We start from the raw sequence: 17,846 nt of genomic DNA, 5'->3' as shown, positions 1-17,846 counted from the left end.
GTCGGCCGATCATAGGAATAACTTTAACTGCCAGGCGAAATTAAGCAGATAAGCAAATAAGGCTTTTTGCCTTCAGACTGGTTAAACCTAAAAAAATCAGTTGACCGCTCCATTCTAATAGCAGGTTCCTGATTTTGTAGAAAATAGCTTCGATGCACATGGTCACCTGTTGGGTGAATCACGCTGCCCAACTGATCTTTTTAGGTTAAAAGAGATCAACCTCTTCCGGGGTCAGTGGACGATGTGCTCCAGGATCAAGGTGTTCGTCAAGAGTCAAAGCACCGATCGATTCCCGGTGCAAGGCAACTACCCGGTTGCCGACTGCCGCAAACATCCGTTTAACCTGGTGGTACTTACCCTCGGTGATGGTCAGGCGCAGATGAGTCTCACCCAGCTTCTGTAGCACTGCCGGACGAGTCGGCTTCTTCTCGTGATGAAGGGTCACTCCCTGCTCAATCTGCAACGCATCAGCATCGCTGAGTGCAGATTTGAGTTCAACCCGGTAGGTTTTACCACAGGCCTTGAGCGGAGATGTGACACGATGGGACCACTGACCATCGTCAGTAATTAAAACGAGGCCCGTGGAATCGATATCAAGACGCCCAGCGATATGCAGTTTGTCAGATCTGACCTGATGCAAAAGATCAAGAACAGTACGATGACTGGGATCCTGGGTGGCGCACACCACGCCAGCCGGCTTGTTCAGCATATAGTAGCGAGGCAGCGGCGCAGCCAGTATCTGCTCATCAAACAATACCGAGGCACTTATAGCCACCTGATGGGCAGGTTGTACTATAGCTGAGCCATCGACCGAGACCCGTCCAGCCCGGATAGCACTACGTACTTCGGAGCGACTGAGTTCAGTGACCTGACTGATATATCGATCAAGCCTCATAGCTCTTTATAGAGCTTGCCTCCCTGGGTTTTGAATTCGACAGCCTTCTCCTGCATCCCTTGCTCAAGTGCTTCTCCATCAGTGACACCAAGGGTCTTGGCATACTCCCGCACATCCTGAGTAATCTTCATGGAACAGAAGTGGGGTCCACACATGGAACAGAAATGCGCCACCTTATGCGCCTGATGAGGCAGGGTTTCGTCGTGAAAAGCAATCGCCTTCTCAGGATCCAGACTCAAAGCAAACTGATCCTCCCAACGAAACTCGAAGCGGGCTTTGGACATGGCATTATCTTGCAACTGAGCACCGGGAAAACCCTTTGCCAAATCAGCAGCATGAGCAGCAACTTTATAGGTAATGATACCCTCCCTTACATCCTCCTTGTTGGGTAGACCCAGATGCTCTTTCGGTGTGACATAGCAGAGCATGGCAGTACCGTACCAGCCAATCTGTGCCGCCCCGATACCGGAACTGAAGTGGTCATAGCCGGGAGAGATATCAGTCACCAGAGGACCAAGGGTATAGAAAGGCGCTTCAAAGCAGTCCTGCAACTCCTTCTCCATATTCTCCTTTATCATCTGCATCGGCACATGGCCCGGCCCTTCGATCATGACCTGGACATCATGTTCCCAAGCCACTTTGGTAAGCTCACCCAGTGTCTCCAGCTCACTGAACTGCGCCGCATCATTGGCATCGGCCAGACAACCTGGACGTAAACCATCACCCAGGGAAAACGCCACATCATAGGCCTTCATGATCTCGCAGATCTCCACAAAGTGGGTGTAGAGGAAGTTCTCCTGATGGTGGGCCAAGCACCACTTGGCCAGGATCGAGCCGCCACGGGAGACAATACCGGTCACCCGCTCGGCTGTGAGAGGTACATATCGCAACAGCACCCCTGCATGGATGGTGAAATAATCGACCCCCTGTTCAGCCTGCTCGATCAGGGTGTCGCGCATTATCTCCCAACTTAACTCTTCAGCCTTGCCATCAACCTTTTCCAGGGCTTGATAGATGGGCACAGTGCCTATCGGCATTGGTGCATTCCGCAGTATCCACTCACGGGTCTCATGGATGTTATTACCGGTTGAGAGGTCCATCAGAGTGTCCCCACCCCAACGTGCCGACCATGCCATCTTCTCTACCTCTTCACCAATCGACGAGGTGATGGCGCTGTTACCGATATTGGTATTGACCTTTACCCTGAAGTTACGACCGATGATCATCGGCTCAAGCTCAGGGTGGTTGATATTCGCAGGGATAATTGCTCGACCAGCCGCCAATTCAGAACGTACAAACTCAGGGGTCACTTGATCTGGAATTTGTGCCCCAAAACTCTCCCCGGCGTGCTGTCGCAGCAGCTTTGCATATTGGGGATCATTACGCAGTTCCTGGAGTCGGCAATTCTCGCGTATCGCCACGAACTCCATCTCTGGAGTGATAACGCCCTGACGAGCATAGTGCATCTGAGTTACGTTACCGCCCGCTTTCGCACGGCGAGGCGCTCGAATGTGCTCGAATCGCAGATGGGAGAGTTGTGGATCGTTCTGGCGAGCTTGACCAAATTCAGAACTTGGCCCGCTCAGCAACTCAGTGTCATTGCGCTCTTCGATCCAGCCACTGCGCAGATCCGGCATACCAAGCAGCAGATCAATATGCTGCTCAGGGTCGGTAAATGGACCTGAAGTATCATAGACCGGAATCGGCGGATTCTCCTCGGCACCAAAACTGGCAGAAGTCTCTTCCTGGCTGATCTCACGCATCGGCACTCTGATATCGGGTCGGGAACCCTCAACATAAATCTTGCGTGAGTTGTAGAAGGGGCGAGTTACCTCCTCCGACAGACTGGCGGTCTTTTTGATGAAATCTTCTGGAATGGCACTCATGTAGGAAACCTCGCTAAGGCAGAGAGTGCGTAGACCTCAGTAGGTTTCAGCTTCCCTCCGCCGGTATGATCCGGATCAGGTGATTAAGGGTCTTTCTCAGTCCAGGATATAAACACCGGACACCCCTAGCCTTTGATTGGGAAGAGTATAACCTGAATCGGGCTTTTTTATAGCGTGGCTGAAAAAGTGCGGCCAGAGAGGGGATCCTCTATTCATTACATAGAGGTTGAAAAGCCATTATCAGCGAGCCAGTAAAATATAGGTTAAAGCTTAAAATTATCCTTAAATATTAGAAGGATAGCTTGAAATAAATACTAAAACCATCAACCATTTAAAACTCTAAATCCCATAAAAAACAAGGATTTAAATCCGAACCCACTACCTATCCCGGTAGAGAGCTATTCCTTCTGGAATCTTGCCCGCAAGGGTCAAAAAACGTAGTCTAATGCGTCTGCCAGACTAAACCATAAGAAATTTCAGGATATTTATAATGATGGCAAACCTCTTCGAAAAAGCCCGTTTCAACATGGTGGAACAACAGATCCGCCCATGGGAAGTTATCGACCCAAGCGTCTTGTCGCTAATGGAAACCATGCCCAGAGAGGCATTTGTACCTGAGGCCTACAACGATCTTGCCTATGCAGATATAGAAGTTCCGATCGGTCACGGACAGAAGATGATGTTCCCACGTATCGAAGGTCGACTGATGCAGGCTCTTGATCTACAGCCTGACAACAGAGTGCTGGAGATAGGGACAGGTAGTGGCTATCTCACCGCCTGTCTGGCAAACCTTGCCAAAGAGGTTGTCTCTATAGATATCCATCAGCAGTTTACCGATGCGGCGGCAGGCAAGCTCGAAGCGCAAGGCCTGCAAAATGTAACACTGCTGACAGGTGACGCCCTGGCAGAGCCCGTGGAGGGAGGCCCCTTTGACGCGATAGCTGTTACCGGCTCACTGCCTACCAGCAAGCAGGTTGAAATATTTCGTCAACAGCTGGCTATCGGGGGACGGATGTTTGTTGTTATCGGTGTCCCACCCGTGATGCAGTGCATCCTAATCACAAGACATGAAGAGAAGATATTCCAGGAAGAGAGCATTTTTGAAACCGAAGTAGCAGCTTTAGAGAATGCTCCCGCTCCGGTGGAGTTTGAGTTCTAACCCCTCCTCTAGGGTCTGTTAACACTAATCAAATAGGCCCTAGCTGCCTTTGATTGGAACCAAGCAGCAGGGTGGGAAATATAATTATTATGACGAGTAGAGGGATATCATGAGCATAAATAAGAGCACATTACCACTGACACATGCAGCAACCAGTCAACTATTGATTGTCAACACCCAGGAGAGACTGACCAAGGCGATGCCTGATCAGGATCTGGCACTGATGATCCCCAGCATCGTCCAGCTGAGCAAAGCCGCCAGTATGCTGGACATTCCCATCATCCTCTCGGAACACTATGGGCAGGGATTGGGAAATACACTTTCTGAAATCACCGAGCACCTTCCCCCACACACCAAGGCTAAAGATAAGCTGACCTTCTCCTGCTGTACCGCCCCCGGATTCGAAGAGGAGCTGGCTGAAAACGGTGCGCGGAAACAGATTGTGATGGTGGGCCTGGAGGCCCACATCTGTATCTTACAAACAGCGGCCGGTCTACAACAGTGGGGATACCAGGTCTTCGTCGCGGAAGATGGCATCGCATCCCGTAAGGCCGTCCACCGTGAAAATGCCCTCATGCGCATGCGTCGCGGCGGTATCAACATCACCAATATGGAATCTGTCATATTTGAATGGATGGGCGATGCAACCCACCCCAAATTCAAAGAGATTTCTCAGTTAATCAGATGAGGCGCAAATGATTGATTCGGGATCGGGTATGGCTAGTGTACACCGATCCCTGAATCAGTCGTTAACTGCTAACAACTTTCGACGCCCACAATCCAGCCACCCCTCGATGCATAACCAGTATGTTTGGTAAATCAGGGTAATTCACTCTGAATTATCCCTCACAACTCTGCATTTCTGCACCACCGCTAAAGTTAACAATTATTCATATTTATTATGAAAAAGAGACTCAAGTTATCCAATTAAACATCGCTATATTCATCATACACAGCGATTTCTGACTTCGAATTAACCTCTCCTACTCAGGGATATTGAGGAAAAAGACTAACGATTAGCCATTTGGAGAGCACTTTCCGAATGGCTGTTCAGTTTAACACTCAATTTCTGGTGATCTCGATGTCATTTCTAAATAACCTACCCATCAAACTACGACTCTATATTCTTGTGGGCATTTTGCTCTTCGTTTCGCTATTTGTAGGACTATTGGGACTCAGGGGTATGCAGCAGGCTGACCATGCAATCGATGAGCTATATCACACCGATATGGAACATATGCATGTGTTGTCAACAATTCTTGAAAAACTCGAAGACAGTCGAGCACAACTTCTGCTGTCACTGCAGCATGACCCCAGCTCACCCTTCGCGGCCATGCATGACCACCCACCATCCAAGCACATCCAGCAAGTTCATGACAGTATAGAATCCGTCGACGAGCACTGGGCGGAATTCATGGCTTCTCACCTGACAAGTGAGGAAAAACAACTGGCCGATGAGTTCAATAGAGAACTAAAGCGCTATGAGAGTGAAGGACTGAAAGCCACCACTAAGTTACTTGAAGGGGGGGAATACCATAAAGCCAATGAAGTGTTATTGAAGGTCATCAATCCATCCCTGCATAAAATCAATGTGACAACCAAAAAACTACTGGACTCGGTTGAGCATCAAGCTGAACTCGCTTTCACTGAGACGGATCAGTCTTACCACAGCATGATAACCCTAATCACTACCAGCCTGGTATTGGGTGCATTGATCAGTATGACACTGGCCTACATCACCATCAGCGGCATCTCCAGAGGCGTCAGTGTGGTTGAGAAGACCGCGAAACAGCTCGCGGATGGAGAGTTGAACGCCCGGATAGACTACAGCAGCAAAGACGAGATCGGACACATCGCTGTCTCATTCAACCAAATGGCAGAGAAATTCCATGATGCCATGAACCAGGTCAAGGACTCAGTGGTGCAACTGGCCTCGGCGGCAGAAGAGACCTCCTCAGTCACAAATCAGACCACTGAAGGCATCAACAAGCAGCTGACCGAAACCAGTCAGGTTGCAACGGCGATCAATCAGATGAGTGCCACCGTACACGAAGTGGCGCATAATGCGGTCGATGCAGCAACTGCAGCAAAAGAGGCAGACAGCACCTTTGTCGAGGGCAGAGAGGTCATCGATCAAGTCATCGAAGGCATTGGCGACCTGGCGAAAGAGGTGGAACAAGCGGCAACAGTAATTCAGGAACTTGAGCATGAAAGCCGCAATATCGGAAGTGTCCTGGATGTCATCAAAAGCATTGCCGAGCAGACCAACCTGCTGGCTCTCAACGCTGCAATAGAGGCTGCACGAGCCGGAGAGCAGGGTCGTGGATTTGCTGTTGTGGCTGATGAGGTTAGAACCCTGGCCGGACGCACCCAGGACTCGACTCAAGAGATCGAGGAGATGATCAGTAAACTCCAGCATGGCGCTGACAATGCAGTAAAGGTTATGTCAAATGGCAAGGAGATGACTCAAACCGGTGTTGAACAGGCGGCATCAGCTGGAGAGGCTTTGCAGAAAATCAACACTGCAGTGACTCGCATCTCTGAAATGAATACCCAGATAGCCAGTGCTGCTGAAGAGCAGAGTTCGGTTACCGAGGAGATTAACCGCAGCATTCTCAGTATCAACTCTGTGACTGAACAATCTGCATCAGGTGCTCAACAGACCGCTCTGGCCAGCGATGAACTGGCCAGGTTGGCAGATCAACTCAAGACTCTGGTCGACCGTTTCAAGGTATAGACTGAACCGATGCTCTGATCGAATCCATTCGATCAGAGCATCCCCTCATCAGTGTCTCGGGCAGGCGCTACCATGTCGCCCTGCTTATGCCCGCCTCACAGCAGATCCCCATAACTGTTCATGCCATCAACAGCCCTGTTGATCCTTACCTCTGATCTTCTACCACTCAAAAAGCAGATTTATCCATATAAATTTAGCGGTATTAGGCACAAAGTGTCGACATATTTCAATTCATTGGCTATATATTAGAGACCTTGAGGCAGTTATTACCAAATTATGTCGACATATAATCGACAAACAGACACCAGAGGAACCCGTCACATGTCCAAATATGCTGAGATCTATAAACACTCCTTGGATGACCCACAAGCCTTCTGGGGTGATGTTGCCCAGGGACTGCATTGGGATAAGCCTTGGGACAAGGTTCTGGATGAGAGCGCCCAACCCTCACCCCGCTGGTTTGTCGGCGGTCAGCTCAATACCTGCTTCAATGCCCTGGATCGACATATCGATGCGGGCAATGGCGATCGGCTGGCATTGATCTACGACAGCCCTGTTACCGATCAGAAGCAAACCTTCACCTACTACGAACTACGCGAGCGTGTAGCCAGACTGGCTGGGGCACTAACCGCCCGGGGCGTAGAAAAAGGTGACCGGGTTATCGTCTATATGCCGATGATTCCTGAAGCCGCCATCGCAATGCTCGCCTGCGCCCGGATCGGTGCAATACACTCAGTGGTGTTTGGTGGATTTGCAGCCAAAGAGCTGGCCACAAGAATCGACGACTCGAAACCAAAAATGGTGCTTTCTGCCTCCTGCGGCATCGAACCCAGTCGCGTGGTGGCCTACAAGCCTCTACTGGATGAAGCGATCGAGCTTTCACAGCATAAACCGGATGCCTGCATCATCAAGCAGAGACCTCAACTGACCGCAGAACTGCAAGATGGGCGGGATTCTGATTGGGATCAAGCATTAGCCCAGGCAGAGCCGGCGAATTGCGTCCCGGTTGCGGCAACCGATCCACTCTATATCCTCTACACCTCCGGTACCACGGGCCAACCCAAAGGGGTGGTCAGAGACAACGGAGGACATGCCGCTGCGCTGCTCTGGTCTATGAAAAACATCTACAACGTCGACCCAGGGGATGTCTATTGGGCTGCTTCTGATGTCGGATGGGTGGTTGGCCACAGCTATATTGTCTATGCGCCTCTGCTAGCGGGTTGCACCACTGTAATCTATGAGGGAAAACCGGTCGGAACCCCCGATCCAGGGGCATTCTGGCGGGTGATCAGTGAATACAAGGTGAAAGTCCTGTTTACTGCACCCACCGCTTTTCGCGCCATAAAAAAGGAAGACCCTCAGGGCGCCTACATGTCCAAGTACGATCTCAGCTGTATGGATACACTCTATCTTGCAGGTGAACGTTGTGATCCGGATACCCTGCACTGGGCTGAGACGATGCTGGAAAAACCGGTCATCGATCACTGGTGGCAGACCGAAACCGGCTGGGCCATTGCAGCCAATCCCATGGGGATTGAGCCACTACCTGTAAAAGCGGGCTCACCGACCGTCGCAATGGTTGGTTATGATGTGCGAATTCTTGACGAACAGGGTCAAGAGAAGCCTGATGGCGAGATGGGCGACATTGTTATCAAGCAGCCCCTTCCCCCCGCTTGCCTGCCAACGCTGTGGAACAACGAACAGCGTTTCGTGGATGCCTATCTGCGGGCACACTCCGGCTACTATCTGACTGGCGATGCTGGTTATAAAGATGAAGATGGCTATCTCTGGATCATGAGCCGAACCGACGATGTCATCAATGTTGCCGGTCATCGTCTCTCCACCGGTCAGATGGAGGAGGTATTGGCCAGCCATAGTGATGTGGCGGAGTGTGCTGTAATCGGTGTTGCCGACCAGCTAAAGGGTCAGCTACCCCTCGGTCTTGTGGTTTTGAAAACCGGTGTGGATCGCCCTGTGGATGAGCTGTGCAGCGAACTGGTGAAACTGGTACGCAATCAGATTGGGCCTGTAGCAGCCTTCAAACATATCTCAATCGTCAATCGTCTTCCAAAAACCCGATCCGGAAAGATCCTGCGCGGCACTATGGTCAAGATTGCGGATGGGAATGAGTGGAAAATGCCAGCGACCATTGATGACCCGGCAATCCTCGATGAAATCTCCTCATCTCTTCAGCAGATGGGTTATGGCAAATAGCCTTATTTGGGCGTGAGGGCCTGAAAATTCTCATGCTCAATTATCACTCCATAGACTTTTTTAAACAAAATGTGTCGACACATTTAAAATAATAGTCTATATATTAGGCATTATTTAGATATATAAGCTTATTATGTCGACACTTTGAGCAATCATATGCAAAACCAATCGACTACAAACGGTGCTGATACGATCAATATCACCCTCACAGATCGCCTTTTCGATGCCCTGCAGAGAGCTATCGTCGAGGGGGAGATACCCCAGGGCAGCAAGATCAGTGAGCCTGAACTGGCCCGCCAGCATGGCGTCAGTCGAGGCTCCCTGAGAGAGGCCATCGCCAGACTGGAGGCCCGAAAGCTGGTCGAGCGCAAGCCTAACCTGGGCGCACGGGTTGTCACCCTCTCGTATGAGCAGCTGATCGAAATATTCCAACTTCGAGAGGCATTGGAGGGCATGGCAGCCCGCCTGGCAGCACAAAATATGACAGAGATGGAGATCGAGGAGTTGCAAACCCTGCTGCAGCAGCATGGTGAACAGATAGCCGAACAGCGTGGCCAGGCCTACTTCCAGAAACAGGGGGATCTCGACTTCCACTACCGCATTGTTCAAGGCAGTAAAAACAATCAGCTGATCGCCCTGTTATGCAACGACCTCTACCACCTGCTACGCATGTACCGATATCAGTTCGGCATGCGCAGCAAACGCTCCCAACAGGCCTATGAGGAGCATCACTACCTGATCAATGCCATCACCGCCCGGGATGCTGAGATGGCTGAGCTGTTGATGCGACAGCATATCCGCTCTTCCCGCAGGAATGTGGAGGCAGTCTTTCTGGAACAGTTATGAGTAATGAGTGGGTAATGGTGCGGCAGGGCCGCACCCTACGAACAAATACCAAATGTCGGGTGCGGCATGCCGCACCGTGCCAGAAGAGAGTATGAATTTTTTTGCTTTTTATCCCCTCACCCTGCCCTCTCCTAGGGGAGCGGGAAATCTTGAATCGGCTGAATCGCCACATTTGAGATTAGGGAAATAGCAAATAAGGCCACTTGCGCCCAATTTTATTAAGTAGATCCCCTTTCCCACAGGGAGAGGGCCGGGGTGAGGGGATCGAATGAACAGTGAGCATAGCGAACACTAAAAACGCTCAAAACCATTTTTATCAATTTGAGGATATGAAATGACCCAACACCAGAACCCTGGCGCCCAATTCAGGGCCGCCATTGAACAGGAGAAACCTCTGCAGTGCGTGGGTGCGATCAATGCCTACCACGCCCGCCTCGCTGAGGCCTCAGGGTATCGCTCTCTCTACATCTCAGGTGGTGGTGTCGCCGCCGGTTCCTGCGGCATTCCTGATCTCGGCATTACCACTTTGGAAGATGTCCTCACCGATCTGCGTCGTATAACCGAAGTCACTGAGTTGCCGGTTTTAGTCGACATTGATACCGGCTGGGGAGGAGCGTTCAATATCGCCCGGACCATCCGAGACATGAACAAGTTTGGTGCTGCCGCAGTCCATCTGGAGGACCAGGTGCAGCAGAAGCGTTGTGGGCATCGTCCCAACAAGGCCATTGTTTCCCAGACTGAAATGGTCGACCGTATCAAGGCTGCAGTGGATGCCAAACTGGACGACGACTTCGTAGTCATGGCGCGCACCGATGCGCTTGCTGTTGAGGGCATGCAGTCCGCTATCGACCGGGCCTGCGCCTGTGTCGAAGCCGGGGCCGATATGATCTTCCCCGAGGCTATGACTGAACTCTCCCAATATCGGGAATTTGTCGATGCGGTGAAGGTACCGGTATTGGCTAACATCACTGAATTTGGCTCCACACCACTCTTCACAGTTGAGGAGCTTGCTGGAGCAGGTGTCAGTATCGCGCTCTATCCCTTGAGTGCTTTTCGGGCGGCTAACGCCGCTGCGCTTAATGTCTATCAGACCCTTCGTAAAGAGGGTACTCAGAAGAACGTTGTAGACACCATGCAGAGTCGGGCTGATCTCTACGATTATCTCGGTTATCACGATTTCGAACAGAAGTTAGATCAACTTTTCGTATCAGAGGAGAACGCCTAATGAGCGAGCCCAATCAAATACTCCCCAAGGCCAAGAAGTCTGTCGCACTCTCCGGCACTGCAGCAGGCAACACCGCCATCTGTACTGTTGGACGTACCGGAAATGACCTGCACTATCGTGGTTACGACATTCTCGACTTCGCCGAAAAGGCAGAGTTCGAAGAGATCGCCTATCTATTGATTCACGGTACCCTGCCAACCCCATCAGAACTAGCTGCCTACAAGGCCAAACTAAAGTCGATGCGAGGCCTGCCCCAGGCATTGAAGCAGGCACTGGAGGCAATTCCCGCTTCTGCACATCCGATGGATGTGATGCGTACTGCCTGCTCGATAATGGGTAGCTGCATACCTGAGAAGGAGAGTCATCCAGCCGCTGAGGCACGCCAGATCATCGACAAACTGATGGCCAGCTTTGGGTCTGCCCTGCTCTACTGGTATCACTATGCGTTCAACGGTAAACGCATTGAGGTAGAAACCGATGATGACTCCATCGGTGGCCATTTTCTCCATCTTCTGCACGGGGAGAAGCCTAAGCAGAGCTGGGTTCGTGCAATGCACACTTCGCTGGTGCTCTATGCAGAGCATGAGTTCAATGCCTCCACCTTCGCCGCTCGTGTCATCGCCGGCACCAACTCCGATATGTACTCCGCCATCACCGGCGCCATCGGCGCTCTGCGCGGCCCAAAGCACGGCGGCGCCAACGAGGAGGCCTTCCGCATCCAGAGTCGTTACCACACTGCTGATGAGGCAGAAGCGGATATTCGCGAGCGTGTTGGGCGTAAAGAGATCGTGATCGGTTTCGGTCATCCGGTCTACACAGTAGGAGACCCTCGCAACGAGGTAATCAAGGGTGTAGCAAAAAGTCTCTCTGAAGAGGCAGGCAACATGACCATGTTCAGTGTTGCTGACAGATTGGAAGCCGTGATGTGGGAGATCAAGAAGATGTTCCCCAATCTGGATTGGTTCTCTGCAGTCTCCTATAACCAGATGGGTGTACCCACCGATATGTTCACGCCCCTGTTTGTCATCTCTCGTGTCAGTGGCTGGGGTGCGCATGTGATCGAGCAACGCGAAGACGGCAAGATTATCCGACCTTCCGCTAACTATACCGGCCCGGAGAATCGTAAGTTCGTATCTATTGAAGAGCGCGGATAGCACAGCTAGAGGCTATTCGAGTCGAATGACTCTGACTGACCACTAACCCGCCGTGGTGGGGCATGGCCCCACCCTACCGTGAGACCGGAGTGTAGGGTGAGACTCTGCTCCTCCACCGCGTAATCCATAATGTAGGGTGGGGCCGTACCCCACCAAACTACCGCTTGGTTTAAGAGAAAATATCATTATGAACACCGATTACCGCAAACCCCTACCAGGCAGCGAACTTGACTATTTCGATACCCGCGAGGCAGTAAATGCAATCCAACCCGGCGCATACGAACTGCTCCCCTACACTTCAAGGGTGCTTGCGGAACAGCTGGTACGTCGATGTGATCATGACCTGCTGACAGATGCCCTGAAGCAACTCATACAACGCAAGCGTGATCTGGATTTTCCCTGGTACCCGGCACGGGTAGTCTGCCACGATATCCTCGGCCAGACAGCACTGGTCGACCTGGCCGGCCTGCGGGATGCGATTGCCGACAAGGGTGGTGATCCAGCCAAGGTCAATCCAGTGGTGCCGACACAACTTATTGTCGACCACTCACTGGCAGTTGAACATGCGGGGTCAGACCCGGAGGCCTTCGAAAAAAACCGCGCCATCGAAGATCGCCGTAACGAGGATCGATTTCACTTTATCGAATGGTGTAAAACCGCTTTCGACAATGTCGATGTGATTCCCGCCGGTAACGGCATCATGCATCAGATCAATCTTGAGAAGATGTCACCTGTCATCCAGACACGGGACGGTGTAGCCTTCCCCGACACCTGCGTTGGCACTGACAGCCATACGCCTCATGTTGATGCACTCGGTGTGATTGCCATCGGCGTTGGCGGATTAGAGGCTGAGAATGTCATGCTGGGCAGGGCTTCAATGATGCGCCTGCCTGAGATCGTCGGTGTTAAACTGAGCGGACAACGGCAGCCGGGTATTACTGCAACAGATATTGTTTTGGCGCTAACCGAGTTTCTGCGTCAGCAACGGGTAGTCTCTGCTTATCTTGAATTCTTTGGTGAGGGTACCGAGAGCCTCACCATTGGTGATCGGGCCACCATCTCAAACATGACCCCTGAGTTCGGTGCTTCTGCAGGCCTCTTCTACATCGACCAGCAGACCCTCTCCTATCTGAAGCTGACTGGCCGTGAGGCAGAACAGGTGGCGCTGGTTGAAAACTATGCCAAGACAACAGGCCTCTGGAGCGATGCACTACAGGAAGTGGAGTATGAACGGGTAATTGAATTCGATCTCTCCACAGTAGAACGCAACATGGCCGGGCCATCCAACCCCCATCGCCGTCTGCCAACCTCAGCCCTGGCTGAGCGAGGTATTGCCGGCACCTGGGAGGAGAGAGCTGGAGTGATGCCGGACGGCGCCGTAATCATCGCTGCGATCACCAGCTGTACCAACACCTCCAACCCCCGCAATGTCGTTGCGGCAGGACTGCTGGCGCGTAAGGCCAACGAACTGGGCCTGGTTCGCAAGCCCTGGGTCAAATCCTCTTTCGCCCCCGGCTCAAAAGTGGCAAAACTCTACCTGGAAGCCTCAGGACTGCTGACGGAACTGGAGCAACTCGGCTTTGGTATTGTCGCTTATGCCTGCACCACCTGTAATGGCATGAGTGGCGCCCTCGACCCAAAAATCCAGCAAGAGATAATCGACCGTGATCTCTACGCAACAGCGGTGCTCTCCGGCAACCGAAACTTTGATGGTCGGATTCACCCCTATGCAAAACAGGCGTTCCTCGCCTCCCCTCCCCTGGTTGTGGCCTACGCTATTGCCGGTACCATGCGCTTCAATATAGAGAAGGATGCACTTGGCCACGACAAACAGGGTAACCCGATCACCCTTAACGATATCTGGCCCAGCGATGAAGAGATCGACACCATTGTCAGTCAGTCGGTAAAACCGGAGCAGTTCATACAGATCTACCAACCCATGTTCGACCTGGGTGAGCGGGAGCAGGCTGAGAGCCCCCTCTATGATTGGCGACCTCAAAGCACCTACATACGCCGCCCTCCTTACTGGGAAGGGGCACTGGCAGGAGAGCGTAGTCTCAGTGGTATGCGTCCACTGGCAGTTCTGGGTGACAACATCACCACCGACCACCTATCCCCATCCAACGCCATCCTTTCCAGTAGTGCAGCGGGGGAGTATCTGGAAAAAATGGGGCTACCGGAAGAGGACTTCAACTCCTACGCCACCCATCGCGGAGACCACTTGACAGCGCAACGGGCCACTTTTGCCAATCCCAAACTGCTCAATGAGATGTGCAGAGATGATCAAAACGAGGTCATCCAGGGTTCACTGGCCCGTCTTGAACCCGAGGGTGAGCCAATGCGCATGTGGGAAGCCATCGAAACCTATATGTCCCGCAAACAGCCGCTGATCATCGTAGCCGGCGCCGACTACGGTCAAGGCTCCTCCAGAGACTGGGCTGCGAAAGGAGTTCGTCTGGCTGGCGTGGAAGCGATTCTGGCCGAAGGCTTCGAACGTATCCACCGCACCAACCTGGTGGGCATGGGCGTGTTGCCGTTGGAGTTCAAGGCGGGAGATGACCGCCTGACCTACTCGATTGACGGTACGGAGACATTTGATGTTATCGGTGAACCGACCCCAAGGGCCGACCTGACTGTAGTGATGCAGCGGCGCAATGGCGAGCGCCTCGAGATTCCAGTCACCTGCCGCCTCGATACCGCAGAAGAAGTATCGGTCTACGGTGCAGGTGGTGTGCTGCAGCGATTTGCTCAGGACTTTCTGCAGTCGGGAACAGTTTGATGTTGATCACACCCTGTGTGGCCGTTTTCTCCCCCTCTCCCCTAACCCCTCTCCCGCAAGGGGAGAGGGGAATACCTCATGCATAGCGTGCAAGGAGATGCAGCATTCTTTCCCATCAATACTCTTATCCTACAATGAGAAAAAGGGACACCTCATGGATAATGTGCAGGGATATACACCATTTCTCCATACCAACTCCCCTCTCCCCTTGCGGGAGAGGGGCTGGGGGAGAGGGGGAGAAAACCTCCCTTCCAACCAAAGGAAAAACCAGATCAAGGAAGAACAACATGGATCAACGAAACTTCGCAAAAGGACTACGCAAAAACATGACCGACGCCGAGCGGCTCATATGGAAACAGCTACGAGCCCATCGACTCTCCGGTCAGAAATTCCGTCGCCAACAACCCATTGGGCCTTACGTGGTGGATTTCGTCCATTTTGGTGCCCGTTTGATTATCGAATGCGATGGGGGCCAGCACAATGAAAGCACTAAAGATCACCGGCGCGACACCTGGCTACGCCAGCAGGGTTTTCAACTGCTACGCTTCTGGAACCATGAAATCATGAATCAAACCGAATCCGTCCTTACCACAATTTTCTCCGCCATACCCCCCCTCTCCCCATGCGGGAGAGAGGGAAAACCAGGCAGGAGGCTTATGGTGGATATAGATTCCCACACAGAAGATGAAAACGAAGAGATCAACAGTAACTCTATCGACATAAGGTTTAGCAATGGCTCACGCACCACAAATTAAAATCCCTGCCACCTATATGCGAGGCGGCACCAGCAAGGGCGTCTTCTTCAATCTGCAAGAGCTGCCTGAGGCAGCCCAGGTACCCGGCGAAGCCCGAGACAAACTACTGTTAAGAGTCATTGGCAGCCCGGATCCTTATGGCAAACAGACCGACGGTATGGGAGGGGCTACCTCCAGTACCAGCAAAACAGTCATCCTGTCAAAAAGTGAAAAGCCGGATCACGACGTGGACTACCTCTTCGGCCAGGTTGCCATCGAAAAAGCCTTCGTCGACTGGAGCGGCAACTGCGGCAATCTCACTGCAGCGGTAGGCTCTTTTGCCATCGCCAGTGGACTGGTTGAGAAGGATCGTATCCCCGACAACGGCATCGCGGTTGTGCGTATCTGGCAAAAGAACATTAAAAAAACCATAGTCGCCCATGTACCCATTACTGATGGTCAGGTACAGGAGACCGGTGATTTCGAACTCGATGGTGTTACCTTTCCAGCTGCAGAAGTAAAGATAGAATTCATGAGTCCGGTCGATCCCTCCGAAGCCATGTTCCCCACCGGCAACCTGGTGGAGGATCTGGAAGTCCCCGGAATCGGCACATTCAAAGCCACCATGATCAATGCTGGCATACCAACCATCTTTCTCAATGCAGGTGAGATTGGCTACAGCGGCACAGAGCTTCAGGAAGTTATCAACGGTGATCCAGCTGCGCTGGAGCGCTTCGAAACCATTCGAGCCTATGGAGCAATCAAGATGGGGCTGATTGAAAAATTGGAAGAGGCAGCCAAGCGACAACACACTCCCAAAGTGGCTTTTGTCGCACCACCTGGCGGCTATGCCGCCTCAAGCGGTAAAGAGATCAAAGCAAGCGCCATCGACCTCAACGTGCGTGCCCTCTCAATGGGCAAACTTCATCACGCAATGATGGGAACAGCCGCCGTTGCCATTGGTACGGCAGCAGCAATCCCAGGCACTCTGGTCAATCTCGCTGCAGGTGGCGGAGAGCGGGAATCGGTTACCTTCGGGCACCCCTCCGGCACTTTAAAAGTCGGGGCGGCAGCATCTCAGCAAGAGGGCAACTGGATCGTAGAGAAAGTGGTGATGAGCCGTAGCGCCCGCATCCTGATGGAGGGTTGGGTACGTATACCGGGTGACGCCTTCTAGTCGACATGACCATGATCCAGTGCAGTCTGCATGTAGATCTCGTTGATCCCATCAATCCATCACATAGCCAGAGCTGCCAGGAATAAATCTAATTAATATAGTTGCGCTCCTGCAGAACCACCTAATGACGCCACAACCTTAGGGTACGGCAGGGGCGCACCCTATGTCATCTCACTTATGATTACCCAACAAACTAACTCCAGATTTCAGCTTGATATAACCAATAGCGTAACAAAACTCATGCTTAACATTTCGCCTCGCTAACTCTAACGGATATACTTATCCCCAGTTATACCCAACCCTGATACTTTCAAAGGATATCACCTGTGCCAAAAGCCTGTGACTTAAAAAAAGGCGTCGTTATAGAGATCAATGGCATACCCCATGCCGTTAAAAATGTCGATGCTAAAAGCCCATCCTCCCGTGGCGCCTCAACCCTCTACAAGATTCGCTTTACCAACCTGAAAACTGGCCAGAAACTGGATGAATCCTATAAAGGCGACGACATGCTGAAAGAGGCTGACTGTTTGCGCACGGCAGTTCAATACTCATACAAGGACGGGGAGGATTATGTCTTCATGAACCTGGATGACTACAGCCAATACAGTCTGAATGAAAATGAGCTGGAGGATGAGATCCCCTATATAACCGATGGCCTGGAAGGAATAACCGCTCTTTTGGTGGACGGTGCATTAATGGCCATCGAATTGCCACCCACGGTCAACATGGATATCGTTGATACTGCACCCGGCATCAAGGGTGCTACCGCTACAGGACGTAACAAACCGGCAACCCTGGCTACAGGACTCGAAATTCAAGTACCTGAATACCTGGAACCAGGTGAAACCATCAAGATCAACACCAGTACAGGAAAATTCATGTCACGAGCTTAACACTCCTTCAGCCCAGACCGGGCAGTTAACCGCCTAAATTAATGATAACCGTTGATGTTATGATATGTGAGATTAATCTCGAAACTTTTATAAGGGATGCTAAAAGCCGGATTGATTTCAAAAATTTAATATGCACTAAATAAAAAA

Annotated in this window: 13 protein-coding genes and 1 riboswitch; of the genes, 11 read left to right on the top strand and 2 right to left on the bottom strand. The window is 51.9% G+C overall.

Annotation, left to right across the window (positions count from 1 at the left end):
• Nucleotides 1-205: 205 nt before the first annotated feature.
• Together rsuA and thiC are read right to left on the bottom strand one after the other, a co-directional pair.
• Nucleotides 206-895, bottom strand: a complete 690-nt coding sequence (gene rsuA, locus AC4IFB_RS02645) for a 16S rRNA pseudouridine(516) synthase RsuA (RefSeq protein WP_490779315.1) — start codon at nt 893-895, stop codon at nt 206-208.
• The gene (thiC, locus tag AC4IFB_RS02640; protein WP_490775188.1) at nt 892-2,781 is read right to left on the bottom strand and encodes a phosphomethylpyrimidine synthase ThiC; all 1,890 of its coding nucleotides are present in this window, start codon (nt 2,779-2,781) and stop codon (nt 892-894) included. The genes rsuA and thiC overlap by 4 nt, the downstream gene beginning before the upstream one ends.
• Nucleotides 2,782-2,816: 35 nt before the next feature.
• A riboswitch (TPP riboswitch) is annotated at nt 2,817-2,918 on the bottom strand.
• A 353-nt stretch (nt 2,919-3,271) separates the two neighbouring features.
• On the opposite strand from thiC, the gene AC4IFB_RS02635 reads away from it, so the two are divergent.
• The 11 genes from AC4IFB_RS02635 (at nt 3,272) to efpL (ending at nt 17,699) form a co-directional block, all read left to right on the top strand.
• Nucleotides 3,272-3,940: a protein-L-isoaspartate O-methyltransferase family protein gene (locus AC4IFB_RS02635; RefSeq protein ID WP_490775189.1), complete on the top strand. Its 669-nt coding sequence runs from the start codon at nt 3,272-3,274 to the stop codon at nt 3,938-3,940.
• Between the two features lie 109 nt (nt 3,941-4,049).
• Nucleotides 4,050-4,628: an isochorismatase family protein gene (locus AC4IFB_RS02630; RefSeq protein WP_490779314.1), complete on the top strand. Its 579-nt coding sequence runs from the start codon at nt 4,050-4,052 to the stop codon at nt 4,626-4,628.
• Between the two features lie 393 nt (nt 4,629-5,021).
• The gene (locus AC4IFB_RS02625; RefSeq protein ID WP_490779313.1) at nt 5,022-6,677 is read left to right on the top strand and encodes a HAMP domain-containing methyl-accepting chemotaxis protein; all 1,656 of its coding nucleotides are present in this window, start codon (nt 5,022-5,024) and stop codon (nt 6,675-6,677) included.
• Between the two features lie 276 nt (nt 6,678-6,953).
• The gene (locus AC4IFB_RS02620) at nt 6,954-8,891 is read left to right on the top strand and encodes a propionyl-CoA synthetase (protein WP_490779312.1); all 1,938 of its coding nucleotides are present in this window, start codon (nt 6,954-6,956) and stop codon (nt 8,889-8,891) included.
• A 156-nt stretch (nt 8,892-9,047) separates the two neighbouring features.
• Nucleotides 9,048-9,737, top strand: coding sequence for a GntR family transcriptional regulator (locus AC4IFB_RS02615; protein ID WP_490775193.1), 690 nt, complete (start codon nt 9,048-9,050; stop codon nt 9,735-9,737).
• Between the two features lie 334 nt (nt 9,738-10,071).
• Nucleotides 10,072-10,962 carry a methylisocitrate lyase gene (gene prpB / locus AC4IFB_RS02610; RefSeq protein WP_490775194.1) on the top strand — a complete coding sequence of 297 codons (891 nt, stop codon included), beginning with the start codon at nt 10,072-10,074 and terminating at the stop codon, nt 10,960-10,962.
• Nucleotides 10,962-12,116 carry a bifunctional 2-methylcitrate synthase/citrate synthase gene (gene prpC, locus AC4IFB_RS02605; protein WP_490775195.1) on the top strand — a complete coding sequence of 385 codons (1,155 nt, stop codon included), beginning with the start codon at nt 10,962-10,964 and terminating at the stop codon, nt 12,114-12,116. Before prpB ends, prpC begins: the two co-directional genes overlap by 1 nt.
• 187 nt (nt 12,117-12,303) lie before the next feature.
• Entirely contained in the window at nt 12,304-14,895 is a 2,592-nt protein-coding gene (gene acnD, locus AC4IFB_RS02600; protein ID WP_490779311.1) for a Fe/S-dependent 2-methylisocitrate dehydratase AcnD, read from the top strand.
• A gap of 287 nt (nt 14,896-15,182) precedes the next feature.
• Nucleotides 15,183-15,650: an endonuclease domain-containing protein gene (locus tag AC4IFB_RS02595; RefSeq protein ID WP_490779310.1), complete on the top strand. Its 468-nt coding sequence runs from the start codon at nt 15,183-15,185 to the stop codon at nt 15,648-15,650.
• On the top strand, nt 15,628-16,806 hold the full coding sequence (prpF, locus tag AC4IFB_RS02590; RefSeq protein ID WP_490779309.1) for a 2-methylaconitate cis-trans isomerase PrpF: 1,179 nt from the start codon (nt 15,628-15,630) through the stop codon (nt 16,804-16,806). The genes AC4IFB_RS02595 and prpF overlap by 23 nt, the downstream gene beginning before the upstream one ends.
• A 326-nt stretch (nt 16,807-17,132) precedes the next feature.
• Nucleotides 17,133-17,699 carry an elongation factor P-like protein EfpL gene (gene efpL / locus AC4IFB_RS02585; protein ID WP_490775204.1) on the top strand — a complete coding sequence of 189 codons (567 nt, stop codon included), beginning with the start codon at nt 17,133-17,135 and terminating at the stop codon, nt 17,697-17,699.
• The last annotated feature ends 147 nt before the right edge of the window (nt 17,700-17,846 follow it).

This window comes from Candidatus Thiodiazotropha sp. AKIB8, from assembly GCF_058244675.1.
This window is presented reverse-complemented; position numbering and strand designations above follow the sequence as displayed.

What these genes read in the sequence shown, in the direction of transcription:
- rsuA (WP_490779315.1), bottom strand. Translation starts at nt 895, where the DNA reads ATGAGGCTTGATCGATATATCAGTCAGGTCACTGAACTCAGTCGCTCC.
- thiC (WP_490775188.1), bottom strand. Translation starts at nt 2,781, where the DNA reads ATGAGTGCCATTCCAGAAGATTTCATCAAAAAGACCGCCAGTCTGTCG.
- AC4IFB_RS02635 (WP_490775189.1), top strand. Translation starts at nt 3,272, where the DNA reads ATGATGGCAAACCTCTTCGAAAAAGCCCGTTTCAACATGGTGGAACAA.
- AC4IFB_RS02630 (WP_490779314.1), top strand. Translation starts at nt 4,050, where the DNA reads ATGAGCATAAATAAGAGCACATTACCACTGACACATGCAGCAACCAGT.
- AC4IFB_RS02625 (WP_490779313.1), top strand. Translation starts at nt 5,022, where the DNA reads ATGTCATTTCTAAATAACCTACCCATCAAACTACGACTCTATATTCTT.
- AC4IFB_RS02620 (WP_490779312.1), top strand. Translation starts at nt 6,954, where the DNA reads ATGTCGACATATAATCGACAAACAGACACCAGAGGAACCCGTCACATG.
- AC4IFB_RS02615 (WP_490775193.1), top strand. Translation starts at nt 9,048, where the DNA reads ATGCAAAACCAATCGACTACAAACGGTGCTGATACGATCAATATCACC.
- prpB (WP_490775194.1), top strand. Translation starts at nt 10,072, where the DNA reads ATGACCCAACACCAGAACCCTGGCGCCCAATTCAGGGCCGCCATTGAA.
- prpC (WP_490775195.1), top strand. Translation starts at nt 10,962, where the DNA reads ATGAGCGAGCCCAATCAAATACTCCCCAAGGCCAAGAAGTCTGTCGCA.
- acnD (WP_490779311.1), top strand. Translation starts at nt 12,304, where the DNA reads ATGAACACCGATTACCGCAAACCCCTACCAGGCAGCGAACTTGACTAT.
- AC4IFB_RS02595 (WP_490779310.1), top strand. Translation starts at nt 15,183, where the DNA reads ATGGATCAACGAAACTTCGCAAAAGGACTACGCAAAAACATGACCGAC.
- prpF (WP_490779309.1), top strand. Translation starts at nt 15,628, where the DNA reads ATGGCTCACGCACCACAAATTAAAATCCCTGCCACCTATATGCGAGGC.